General features: G+C 53.1%; 10 protein-coding genes. 6 read left to right on the forward strand and 4 right to left on the reverse strand.

Going from position 1 to position 12,014, the window contains the following annotated elements; translation table 11 throughout:
* Positions 1 to 2 precede the first annotated feature (2 nt).
* From ACMWLG_RS00860 to ACMWLG_RS00875, 4 genes are all read left to right on the forward strand, one after another.
* Positions 3 to 620 (forward strand): DMSO/selenate family reductase complex B subunit, encoded by a 618-nt coding sequence (locus ACMWLG_RS00860; RefSeq protein WP_023310987.1) that lies wholly within the window; start codon positions 3 to 5, stop codon positions 618 to 620.
* A gap of 1 nt (position 621) precedes the next feature.
* Positions 622 to 1,485 (forward strand): dimethyl sulfoxide reductase anchor subunit family protein, encoded by an 864-nt coding sequence (locus tag ACMWLG_RS00865; protein WP_045404119.1) that lies wholly within the window; start codon positions 622 to 624, stop codon positions 1,483 to 1,485.
* Positions 1,486 to 1,759: 274 nt separating this feature from the next.
* Entirely contained in the window at positions 1,760 to 2,908 is a 1,149-nt protein-coding gene (locus tag ACMWLG_RS00870; RefSeq protein WP_045404121.1) for an MFS transporter, read from the forward strand.
* A 123-nt stretch (positions 2,909 to 3,031) separates the two neighbouring features.
* Positions 3,032 to 3,553, forward strand: coding sequence for an anti-virulence regulator CigR family protein (locus ACMWLG_RS00875; RefSeq protein ID WP_045404123.1), 522 nt, complete (start codon positions 3,032 to 3,034; stop codon positions 3,551 to 3,553).
* Between the two features lie 36 nt (positions 3,554 to 3,589).
* Here ACMWLG_RS00875 and pflA read toward each other — a convergent pair whose 3' ends face one another.
* The 4 genes from pflA to ycaO all read right to left on the reverse strand — a co-directional run bounded on the left by pflA (position 3,590) and on the right by ycaO (position 9,892).
* Entirely contained in the window at positions 3,590 to 4,330 is a 741-nt protein-coding gene (gene pflA / locus ACMWLG_RS00880; protein WP_023310991.1) for a pyruvate formate lyase 1-activating protein, read from the reverse strand.
* 203 nt (positions 4,331 to 4,533) lie between these two features.
* Positions 4,534 to 6,816 (reverse strand): formate C-acetyltransferase, encoded by a 2,283-nt coding sequence (gene pflB / locus ACMWLG_RS00885; protein WP_023310992.1) that lies wholly within the window; start codon positions 6,814 to 6,816, stop codon positions 4,534 to 4,536.
* 51 nt (positions 6,817 to 6,867) lie between these two features.
* Positions 6,868 to 7,725: a formate transporter FocA gene (focA, locus tag ACMWLG_RS00890; protein WP_045404125.1), complete on the reverse strand. Its 858-nt coding sequence runs from the start codon at positions 7,723 to 7,725 to the stop codon at positions 6,868 to 6,870.
* 406 nt (positions 7,726 to 8,131) lie between these two features.
* Entirely contained in the window at positions 8,132 to 9,892 is a 1,761-nt protein-coding gene (gene ycaO, locus ACMWLG_RS00895; RefSeq protein WP_045619534.1) for a 30S ribosomal protein S12 methylthiotransferase accessory factor YcaO, read from the reverse strand.
* Positions 9,893 to 10,019: 127 nt separating this feature from the next.
* Here ycaO and ACMWLG_RS00900 point away from each other — a divergent pair, with 127 nt between their 5' ends.
* A complete protein-coding gene (locus ACMWLG_RS00900) occupies positions 10,020 to 10,712 on the forward strand; it encodes a DUF421 domain-containing protein (protein ID WP_045404129.1) in 693 nt (230 codons plus the stop codon).
* Positions 10,713 to 10,874: 162 nt separating this feature from the next.
* Positions 10,875 to 11,963, forward strand: coding sequence for a 3-phosphoserine/phosphohydroxythreonine transaminase (gene serC / locus ACMWLG_RS00905; RefSeq protein ID WP_029739497.1), 1,089 nt, complete (start codon positions 10,875 to 10,877; stop codon positions 11,961 to 11,963).
* Positions 11,964 to 12,014: the final 51 nt, after the last annotated feature.

Consider the following 12,014-nt stretch of genomic DNA (forward strand, 5'->3'; position numbering starts at 1 on the left):
CGATGACAACCCAGTATGGATTTTTTATCGATTCCAGCCGTTGCACCGGGTGCAAAACCTGCGAGCTGGCCTGTAAAGATTACAAAGACCTGACCCCGGACGTCAGCTTCCGCCGCATCTACGAATACGCCGGGGGCGACTGGCAGGAAGATAACGGCGTCTGGCATCAGAACGTCTTTGCCTATTACCTGTCGATTGCCTGCAACCACTGTGAAGATCCGGCCTGCACCAAGGTCTGCCCGAGCGGGGCGATGCACAAGCGTGAAGACGGTTTTGTGGTGGTGGATGAAGATGTCTGCATCGGCTGCCGGTACTGCCACATGGCGTGCCCGTATGGCGCGCCGCAGTACAACGCCGCCAAAGGTCATATGACCAAATGCGACGGTTGCCACACCCGCGTGGCGGATGGCAAAAAGCCGATTTGCGTTGAGTCCTGCCCGCTGCGCGCGCTGGACTTCGGTCCTGTTGAAGAGCTGCGTCAAAAACACGGTCAGCTTGCCGCAGTGGCACCGCTGCCGTCTGCGCACTTCACGAAGCCGAGCATTGTGATTAAACCTAACGCCAACAGCCGTCCTACAGGTGACACTACCGGCTACCTGGCAAATCCGAAGGAGGTGTGAGATGGGAAGTGGATGGCATGAATGGCCGCTGATGATCTTCACGGTCTTTGGTCAGTGCGTGGCGGGCGGTTTCATTGTGCTCGCGCTGGCGCTGTTGAAGGGGAATCTCAACGCTGAACAGCAGCAGCGTTTAGTGTTGAGTATGTTTGGCCTGTGGGTGCTGATGGGGATTGGCTTTATCGCCTCTACGCTGCACCTGGGTTCGCCGATGCGCGCGTTTAACTCTCTGAACCGCGTGGGCGCCTCATCCCTCAGTAACGAGATTGCCAGCGGGGCGATTTTCTTTGCCGTCGGTGGGCTGGGCTGGCTGCTGGCCGCTTTGAAGAAATTGCCTGCGGGTCTGCGCAGCCTGTGGCTGATCGTGACCATGGTACTGGGCGTGGTGTTCGTGTGGATGATGGTGCGCGTCTATAACACCATAGATACCGTTCCAACCTGGTACAGCGTCTGGACGCCGATGAGCTTCTTCCTGACGATGTTTATCGGCGGGCCGCTGCTGGGCTACCTGCTGCTGCGCGTGGCGGGCGTAGACGGGTGGGCAATGCGTTTGCTGCCCGCTGTTTCTCTGCTGGCGCTGGTGGTGAGTGCGATGGTCGCCCTGATGCAGGGGGCTGAACTGGCAACCATTCACAGCTCTATCCAGCAGGCTTCTGCCCTGGTGCCGGACTACGGTGCGCTGATGGCCTGGCGTATCGTTCTTCTGGTCGCCGCGCTGGTATTCTGGATTGCCCCTCAGCTCAAAGGCTATCAGCCGGCGCTGCCGCTGCTGTCACTGGCTTTTGTGCTGGTACTGGCGGGTGAACTGATTGGCCGCGGCGTGTTCTACGGGTTGCATATGACCGTTGGTATGGCTATCGCCAGCTAACGTTGCATTGAGTTATATCAAGCCGGGCCTGAGTGCCCGGTTTTTCTTTTTTCGATCATGAAATTTTTCGACTGTCGTTTTGTTTTAATTTCGCCCATTAATAAATAAAAACAGACACATAATTAATATCTATAGCAGGCGTGGCATTAGCAGGATAAGTTTTTTAAATCGACAGGGAACATATTGTGCGAGGCGGCTAAATCAGTGGATTGACTTTGTTTTTGCCAGTGGCATGATGCGCACGAAATCTGAACTTCCTCACGGTTTTTAATCCATGACCACCTATACCCGGCCAGTGCTTCTGTTGCTCTGTGGCCTGCTTCTGTTGACCCTGGCGATCGCAGTGTTAAATACGCTCGTCCCGCTATGGCTCGCCCATGAAAACTTACCGACCTGGCAGGTGGGTATGGTCAGCTCGTCCTTTTTTACCGGGAACCTGCTGGGTACGCTAATGACCGGGAGCCTGATTAAGCGCTTTGGCTTTAATCGCAGCTATTATCTGGCTTCGCTGATTTTCGCCGCCGGGTGTGCCGGGCTGGGCCTGATGGTCGGCTTCTGGAGCTGGATGGCGTGGCGCTTTATCGCTGGCGTAGGCTGCGCGATGATTTGGGTGGTGGTTGAAAGTGCGCTGATGTGCAGCGGCACCTCCCGCAACCGTGGACGCCTGCTGGCGGCCTATATGATGGTTTATTACGTCGGCACCGTGCTGGGGCAACTGATGGTCAGCAAGCTGCCAACCGATCTGATGAGCGTTCTGCCGTGGGTAACGGGCATGGTGCTGGCCGCGATCCTGCCGCTGCTCTTCACGCGCATTGTGAACCAGAACAGCGAGCATCAGGAAGCGACCCACGTCTGGCCGATGCTGAGACTTCGTCATGCGCGTCTGGGCGTTAACGGCTGCATTATCTCGGGGATTGTACTGGGCTCGCTCTACGGCCTGATGCCGCTCTATCTTAATCATCAGGGCGTCAGCGATTCCGGAATTGGCTTCTGGATGGCGGTCATGGTGAGCGCGGGTATTGTCGGGCAGTGGCCGATAGGCCGTCTGGCGGATCGTTTCGGTCGTCTTCTGGTGCTGCGCGTCCAGGTCTTTGTGGTGATTATGGGATGCCTTGCGATGCTCAGCAACGCCGCGATGGCGCCTGCGCTGTTTATTCTCGGGGCCGCCGGCTTTACGCTCTATCCGGTTGCGATGGCCTGGGCCTGTGAGAAAGTAGAACATCACCAGCTGGTGGCAATGAACCAGGCGCTGTTACTGAGCTATACCATCGGCAGTTTATTAGGGCCGACGTTTACCGCGATGCTGATGCAGAATTACTCTGATAATTTATTGTTTATCATGATCGCCAGCGTATCGTTTATTTATCTTTTAATGCTGCTGCGCAAAGCGGGAGAGCACCCAACGCCTGTGGCTCATGCCTGATTAATTAAAAGCCTGTCGATGACAGGCTTTTTTGTCCCTGTCACAACTAAGAGTTTTACTTATTGTTTGTTTATTACGCCAGGCGATAATTCATGTGAGTCCTACCACTATAAGGCAGCAATCATGTCTATTCGTCGTTTTTCCGCTACCGCACTTGCCGTAGTGTTGTCTTTAACGTTTGCAACGGCTCCGGTCATGGCTAATCCTGGTAACGGGAATGGCGGTGGTCACGGGAACGGTGGCGGGCAAGGTAATGGCGGTAATCATGGTAACGGGAATTCTGGTAACCATGGCAATAAGCAAAATAACGGCCAGGATAACCCTGGGAAATCGGATAAAAGTTTTAAAAGCAGTAAAGATGTCGGTAACGATGTCGACGCTCGCGTGAGCTTCGATCATGCCCGCCATCTGGCGCTGAATTATGGCTTAACGGGCTATGACTCTCTGCCTCCGGGTATCGCGAAAAACCTGGCGCGCGGTAAGCCGTTGCCTCCGGGCATTGCGAAGAAAACCGTGCCGGCCTCAATGCTGGGCCAGCTTCCTTCCTACCCGGGCTATGAATGGCGCGTGGTCGGAGATGACCTGGTCTTAATTGCGCTGAGTACAGCCATTGTGACCTCCGTTATTAACGGCGTCTTTAAATAGAATATAAAAAGGCCCGGTTCTCACCGGGCCTTTTCTTTAATACATCACCTTGTGGCCGTACTGTTCAAGAATACCTTTGACGCGTTCCATCGTCTCTTTCTTCGGCGGCTTCACGCCATCGAGTTTGTACTCTTCGCCCATTGCCACCCATTTATGTTTACCCAGCTCGTGATAGGGCAGAAGCTCAATTTTCTCGACGTTGCCCATGTCGCGGGTAAATTCCCCCAGGCGGTGCGCGGAGTCGTCATCATCTGACCAGCCGGGAACCACCACGTAGCGGATCCAGGTTTTGATGCCTTTATCGGCAATGTATTTGGCGAATTCCAGCGTGCGGTGGTTTGAGACGCCAACGAGGTTCTGGTGGATCTCATCGTTCATCTGTTTGAGATCGAGCATGACCAGATCGGTCACTTCAAGCAGCTCGTCGATAACCGGATCGTAGCGGCGTACAAAGCCGTTAGTGTCGAGGCAGGTATGAATGCCTTCTTTATGGCAGGCGCGGAACCAGTCGCGGACAAATTCAGCCTGCAGAATGGCTTCACCGCCGGATGCGGTGACGCCGCCGCCGGACGCGTTCATAAAGTGGCGGTAGGTCACCACCTCTTTCATCAAGTCTTCAACGGTAACTTCTTTACCGCCGTGCGTATCCCAGGTGTCACGGTTATGGCAGTACAGGCAGCGCATCAGGCAGCCCTGGAAAAAGGTGATAAAGCGGATACCCGGGCCATCGACGGTGCCACAGGATTCAAAGGAGTGAATGCGACCAATAATTGACATTGCGGTGATATCTCCATCATCGGCCCGTCCCGGGCCTGTGTATGCACAGCTCAAAGCCGGCTGTGTTAAGTCTGTTTTGGCTGTTATCCATTCAGTATAGATAGCGGACAAAAGAGACTGAGGTGGAGAGGGTGCTAAAAAGGCCCCACTGACGTGGAGCCTTTATTGTACGCTTGTTAACGCGTGATTTCAGTCAATTCCACTTACATGGACTGAGTGAAAGTACGGGTGATAACGTCCTGCTGCTGTTCTTTAGTCAGGGAGTTAAAACGTACTGCGTAGCCAGATACGCGGATGGTCAGCTGAGGATATTTCTCAGGGTGTTCCATCGCGTCGAGCAGCATTTCACGGTTCATGACGTTCACGTTCAGGTGCTGACCACCTTCGATGGACGCTTCGTGGTGGAAGTAACCATCCATCAGACCCGCGAGGTTAGTTTTACGCACTTCGTCGTCTTTACCCAGCGCGTTTGGCACGATAGAGAAGGTGTAAGAGATACCATCTTTCGCGTAAGCAAACGGCAGTTTAGCAACGGAAGTCAGAGAGGCAACCGCACCTTTCTGGTCACGACCGTGCATTGGGTTAGCACCTGGGCCGAATGGCGCGCCAGCACGACGACCGTCTGGGGTGTTACCGGTTTTCTTACCATACACAACGTTAGAGGTGATGGTCAGAACAGACTGAGTCGGGATAGCGTTACGGTAAGTAGTCAGTTTCTGAATTTTCTTCATGAAACGTTCTACCAGGTCAACCGCCATGTCATCAACGCGAGAGTCGTTGTTACCAAACTGCGGATATTCACCTTCGATTTCGAAGTCGATAGCCAGACCGTCTTCGTCACGAATTGGCTTAACTTTCGCATATTTGATTGCAGACAGGGAGTCAGCTGCAACGGACAGACCAGCGATACCACACGCCATGGTGCGGATAACGTCACGGTCATGCAGCGCCATCAGAGAAGCTTCGTAGCTGTACTTGTCGTGCATGTAGTGGATAACGTTCAGCGCAGTGACGTACTGTTTCGCCAGCCAGTCCATGAAGTGATCCATGCGGTCCATCACTTCGTCGAAGTTCAGAACGTCGCCTTTGATCGGTTCAGACTTAGGACCAACCTGCATTTTCAGTTTTTCATCAACGCCGCCGTTGATTGCGTACAGCATGGTTTTCGCCAGGTTTGCACGCGCACCGAAGAACTGCATTTGCTTACCAACAACCATTGGGCTTACGCAGCAAGCGATAGCGTAATCGTCGTTGTTGAAGTCCGGACGCATCAGGTCATCGTTCTCGTACTGCAGAGAAGAGGTGTCGATGGACACTTTAGCGGCGAATTTCTTGAAGTTCAGAGGCAGTTTTTCAGACCACAGAACGGTGATGTTCGGCTCCGGAGAAGGACCCATGGTGTACAGGGTGTTCAGGAAGCGGAAGCTGTTTTTGGTTACCAGAGTACGGCCGTCAACGCCCATACCGCCGATGGATTCAGTTGCCCAGATTGGGTCACCGGAGAACAGCTCATCGTATTCAGGGGTACGCAGGAAGCGAACCATACGCAGTTTCATGACCAGGTGGTCAATCATTTCCTGAGCGTCTTGCTCGGTGATTTTGCCTGCTTTCAGGTCACGTTCGATGTAGGCATCCAGGAAGGTGGATACGCGACCGAAGGACATTGCTGCACCGTTCTGAGACTTAACTGCGGCCAGGTAGCCGAAGTAGGTCCACTGGATAGCTTCCTGAGCGTTGGTAGCCGGACCAGAGATATCGCAGCCATATTTCGCCGCCATCTCTTTGATCTGACCCAGCGCGCGATGCTGTTCAGCGATTTCTTCACGCAGACGGATAGTCGCTTCCAGGTTTACGCCGTTTTCCAGATCGGACTGCAGGGAAACAAACTGCGCGTACTTGTCTTTCATCAGGAAGTCGATACCGTACAGCGCAACGCGACGGTAGTCACCGATGATACGGCCACGGCCATACGCATCTGGCAGACCAGTCAGAACGCCAGATTTACGGCAGTTCAGAATGTCTTTGGTGTAAACATCGAATACACCCTGGTTGTGGGTTTTGCGGTATTCGGTGAAGATTTTTTTCAGCATTGGATCCAGCTCGCGGTTATACGCTTTGCAGGAACCTTCAACCATTTTGATACCACCGAACGGGATGATTGCGCGTTTCAGTGGTGCTTCAGTCTGCAGACCAACGATTTTCTCAAGGGCTTTGTTGATGTAGCCAGCATCGTGAGAAGTGATGGTGGAAGCAACGGAGGTGTCAAAATCAACTGGCGCGTGAGTGCGGTTTTCCAGTTTAACGCCTTCCATTACGCTGTCCCACAGCTTGGTGGTCGCGTCAGTTGCGCCAGCCAGGAAGGATTCGTCACCTTCATACGGGGTATAGTTTTTCTGAATGAAGTCACGTACGTTTACTTCATTCTGCCAGTCACCTTTCGCAAAACCTTCCCAGGCTGTGGCTAACTTTTCATTAAGCTCGGACATGTAACACCTACCTTCTTAAGTGGATTTTTTATTTACTGCCTGAGAAAACCATCAATGATGATCGTCGCCACGCAGGTAAATGACCCAGTATGTCAACCCAACTAACAGACCCCCACCGATAATGTTCCCGATAGTGACAGGGATCAGGTTATCAGTAATGAAATTCATAATAGTCAGGTGAGAGAAACTTTCCGGGGATGAACCAACTGCGGTCCAGAACTCCGGGCTCGCAAAGTCGCGGATGACAATGCCCATTGGGATCATGAACATATTCGCGATACTGTGCTCAAAGCCGCTGGCAACAAACATCGCAACCGGCAGAACCATAATTAAGGCTTTGTCCATCAGGCTACGACCCGAGTAGCTCATCCATACAGCCAGGCAGACCATCAGGTTAGCGAGGATGCCGAGAGCAACGGCTTCGATAAATGTGTGGTGCATTTTGTGGTCGGCGGTTTGCAGGACGTTAAGGCCCCAGCCACCGTTGGCGGTCATGTACTCGCCAGAAAGCCACATCAACAAAACAAAGAGCAGACAGCCAACCAGGTTACCCACGTAGACGTTAAGCCAGTTACGTGCCAGCTGACCCCAGGTAATTCTTCCGCTGGCCCTTGCCACGACAATCAGCACCGTTGAGGTGAAGAGGTCGGCGCCGCAGATGACGCAGAGAATCAGACCCAGTGAGAAGCAAATACCGCCAATCAGTTTGGCCATGCCGAAAGGCATTCCGGCAGTACCGGTGGTGGCGGTGATGTAGAAGACGAAAGCGATAGAGATGAACACACCAGCCGTGATCGCCAGATAGAACGTCTTCATCGGGTGTTTCGTTGCTTTATAGACACCCGCTTCTTCGGCAACTTTGGCCATCGCAGCAGGGAGTAAAAGATCAAAAGGGTTGTCAGCTTTCACACTAACTCTCTCTTTATTAAGTCGGCGACGAGATACTAACAAAGCATTATAGAAGAGAAATTGATATAGATCATATCTCGCCTGGCTTATAGGCCCGCAGTATGTATGGTTTTACAACAAATGCGGAGTAAGTAATTGATTATCCGTATAAAAATAAATTTTAAAAGTTATGAAAAGAGTTGAATTTTTTCGTTCGGCCACCCCTGACGCAGTTAATTAATATGGAGTATTTACCATAAAAAGTAACAGTAAAGCCCAGGTAAATATTATTATATTTACCCATGTTTAACTTTATTATTACAATCAACAGTCATTGCCGAAGAAAATAAAAAACGGGGCAATGAAATTGCCCCGTAATATAGCCCAGACGATTGAATACGCCTACTGCTGGTAATGTTATGTGCGCTTATTTTAACCAGTAAGCGGCTTTTGCTTTCTGCAGCTTTTCGTAGGCCTTCAGCAGCGACTGATGCGCCGGGAAGGCTTTCAGATCGCTATCAACAGCCTGCAGGCCATAGAACGGCCCTTCGCCGCTCAGGGCCGCGCTGGCTGCTTCAACGGCTTCAGCACCGTACATACGCACGAAAGCGTTGAGGTATTGCAGCGGCTCGCGATCTTCTTCCTGGGCCAGCAGCAGCAGGGTTTGCAGGCAGCGGTAATAATTGGTGCGTTCGGCAGAGAAGACAGACTGGTTGAATTCCATGGTCCACTCGGTCCAGGCCAGGGCCTGATCCAAATCGCCACCCGCCAGGGCCAGCATCGCTTTCAGCTCACCGATGCGCAGGGTATACCAGCCGTTGTCTTTACCGGTCGCCAGGCCCAGCAGTTCGCGTACGCGGGTGAAGTCATCGTGGCCTTCTTCGTCCAGTTGGGCGATCAGGTTCAGATAATCTTCTTTCTCCCACTCGCTGCCCGGCAGAGCCAGCAGCGTTTCGCGCAGATGGGCACCCATGCTGTTGTTCGCCAGCCACAGATCTTCAGCCGGGTAGATGTCGGACATGCCCGGAACGATAATGCGGCACGCGTAGACGCCAAGATGTTCGTAGTCGGCAATGTAGACTTCCTGATCTTCCGCGTCGAAGATAGCCATCAGCGTGGCGAACTCTTCTTCCGTGGTACCGGCAAAGCTCCAGTCCACGAACGGATAGTCGGCGTCCTGCTTGAACATATCCCAGGAAATTAAACCGCTGGAGTCAATGAAGTGGGTTTCAAGGTTGGTGTGCTCGGCCACTTCTTCATCGTCAAACGTTGGCGGAGTGAAGACGTCGAGATCTTTCAGGCTACGGCCCTGCAGCAGCTCGGTAACGGTACGCTCCAGCGCCACGCCGAAGTCAGGGTGCGCCCCGAATGAGGCGAAGCAGGTGCCGTTGGCCGGGTTAAACAGCACCACGCAGATAACCGGATACTTGCCGCCCAGCGAGCCGTCATAGGCAAAGATTGGGAAACCTTCTGCTTCGAGCTTAGCGATGGACTCCACTACGCCCGGATAGCGCGCCAGCACCTCTGCCGGAATTTCAGGCAGGCTGATGGATTCAGCGATGATGCGGTTTTTAATGTGGCGTTCAAAGACTTCAGACAGACCCTGCACGCGCGCTTCATTGCGGGTGTTACCGGCGGACATACCGTTGGACACATACAGGTTGCCGACGATGTTCATCGGAATATACACGGTCTGCTCGTCAGACTGACGGGTGAACGGCAGGGCGCAGATCCCACGGTCTTCATTGCCAGACTGCAGATCGATCAGCATGCTGGCGGTCAGTTCGTTTTCCGGATCGTAGAAAGCACGCAGGCGCGCGTCGAGAATACCTTCCGGCAGCTCGTCATCTTCGGTCAGCGGGAACCATTTTTCATTTGGATAGTGAACGAACGGGCCGTTAGCGATGGTTTCGCCCAGCCAGAAGTCAGCGAAGAAATAGTTGGTGGACAGACGCTCAAAATACTCACCCAGCGCAGAGGCCAGTGCCGCTTTTTTTGTCGCGCCTTTACCGTTGGTAAAGCACAGGGCACAGTCTTTATCGCGAATATGCACGGACCAGACATGAGGCACCGGATTGAGCCAGGAGGCTTCTTCGATGTTAAAACCCAGGTTGGTCAGTTTCTGCTGGAAGCGAGCGATGGAGTCTTCCAGAGCGGCGTCTTTGCCGGGGATAAACGTTTGAGTCATGGCGTTCACTTTTATCGTACGTAAAGCGCGCAATGATACGGGTTTTGCGTGACGGGTGCTATCTTCGGCGAAAATAAAAGGCTGGGCTATGCTTAGTGGCAGTAACTGACTGTTAAGGCATAGAAAAATGAAAGCATTTGATCTCCAGCGGATGGCGTTTGATAAAGTTCCTCCTGAATTTCTGGGCGAAGTGGCGCTGCGCAGCCTGTATACCTTCGTCCTCGTCTTCCTGTTTCTTAAAATCACCGGCCGCCGCGGCGTGCGGCAGATGTCGCTCTTTGAGGTGTTGATCATCCTGACGCTGGGCTCGGCGGCGGGGGACGTCGCCTTTTATGACGATGTGCCGATGGTGCCGGTGTTTATCGTTTTTGTCTCACTAGCGCTACTTTACCGTCTTGTCATGTGGCTGATGTCGAAAAGCGAAAAGCTGGAAGATCTGCTTGAAGGGAAGCCTGTCGTTATCGTCGAGGACGGACAGCTGGCCTGGGAAAATTTACAAAGCGCCAATATGACCGAGTTTGAGTTCTTTATGGAGCTTCGCCTGAACAGCGTTGAACAGCTCGGACAGGTGCGTCTGGCGATCATGGAAACCAACGGGCAGATCAGCGTCTATTACTATTCTGACGACGAGGTGAAGCCGGGGCTGTGTATCCTGCCGGATATGCTGATCGAGCGTTTCAGAACCGTACCGGAATCAGGCGAGTATGCTTGCGTACAATGTAGCCATGTTGTCGCGATGCAGCCGGGGGATCGTCAATTATGCCCCCGCTGTGCAAATCCGGAATGGACGAAGGTTAGCCGGGCCAAACGCATCACCTGACAGCCATTTTGTCGGTTTTGTCTTAGCGAGGCGGCAGATTGTTTTGTGTGACGCGGGGCACATTTAACGGGTCATAAGTTTTAGACATTGCGGCGCGTGTCACTGAATGATAAAACCGATATCCACAGTTATAACTTATGGCTTTTAGCGTGGTGAGGGGAAATGGCTCAAGTCTTTAATTTCAGTTCAGGTCCGGCAATGTTACCGGCAGACGTACTTAAACAGGCTCAACAGGAACTCTGTGACTGGAACGGTCTCGGTACGTCGGTGATGGAAATCAGCCACCGTGGTAAAGAGTTTATTCAGGTGGCGGAAGAGGCAGAAAAGGATTTTCGCGATCTGCTGAATATTCCCTCGAACTACAAAGTATTGTTCTGTCACGGCGGTGGACGCGGCCAGTTTGCAGGCGTTCCGCTGAATATCCTCGGTGACAAAACGACGGCTGACTACGTTGACGCGGGTTACTGGGCAGCAAGCGCTGTTAAAGAAGCGCATAAATACTGCACGCCGAATGTTATCGACGCCAAAGTAACCGTTGACGGTCTGCGCGCCGTGAAGCCAATGAGCGAGTGGCAGCTTTCCGATAACGCAGCGTATCTGCACTACTGCCCGAACGAAACCATTGACGGGATTGCCATCGACGAGACGCCAAACTTCGGCAGCGATGTCGTGGTTGCCGCCGACTTCTCCTCCACCATTCTGTCTGCGCCAATTGATGTCAGCCGCTACGGTGTTATCTATGCGGGCGCGCAGAAAAATATCGGCCCGGCCGGTTTGACTATCGTCGTCGTGCGTGAGGACCTGCTGGGTAAAGCGCATAAATCCTGTCCGTCGATTCTCGATTACACCGTGCTGAACGATAACGATTCGATGTTCAATACCCCACCAACGTTTGCCTGGTATCTCTCCGGCCTGGTCTTCAAATGGCTGAAGCAAAACGGCGGCGTGGCGCAGATGGACAAGGTCAATCAGCAGAAAGCTGAACTCCTGTATGGCGTGATCGACAAGAGCGATTTCTACCGCAACGATGTGGCGAAAGCTAACCGTTCCCGCATGAACGTGCCGTTCCAGCTGGCGGACAGCAGCCTGGACAAAGTGTTCCTGGAAGAGTCCTTCGCGGCAGGCCTGCATGCGCTCAAAGGTCACCGTGTCGTTGGCGGCATGCGTGCCTCCATCTATAACGCGATGCCGCTGGAAGGCGTTAAAGCCCTGACGGATTTCATGATCGACTTCGAACGTCGTCACGGTTAATTTGCTGTTTTTCACCCCCGCAGCGTCCCTGCGGGGTTTTTATTATGTTGA

Source organism: Enterobacter sp. 01-M-02-SI-ECC (genome assembly GCF_047530595.1).
Classification (GTDB): Bacteria; Pseudomonadota; Gammaproteobacteria; order Enterobacterales; family Enterobacteriaceae; genus Enterobacter; species Enterobacter cloacae_M.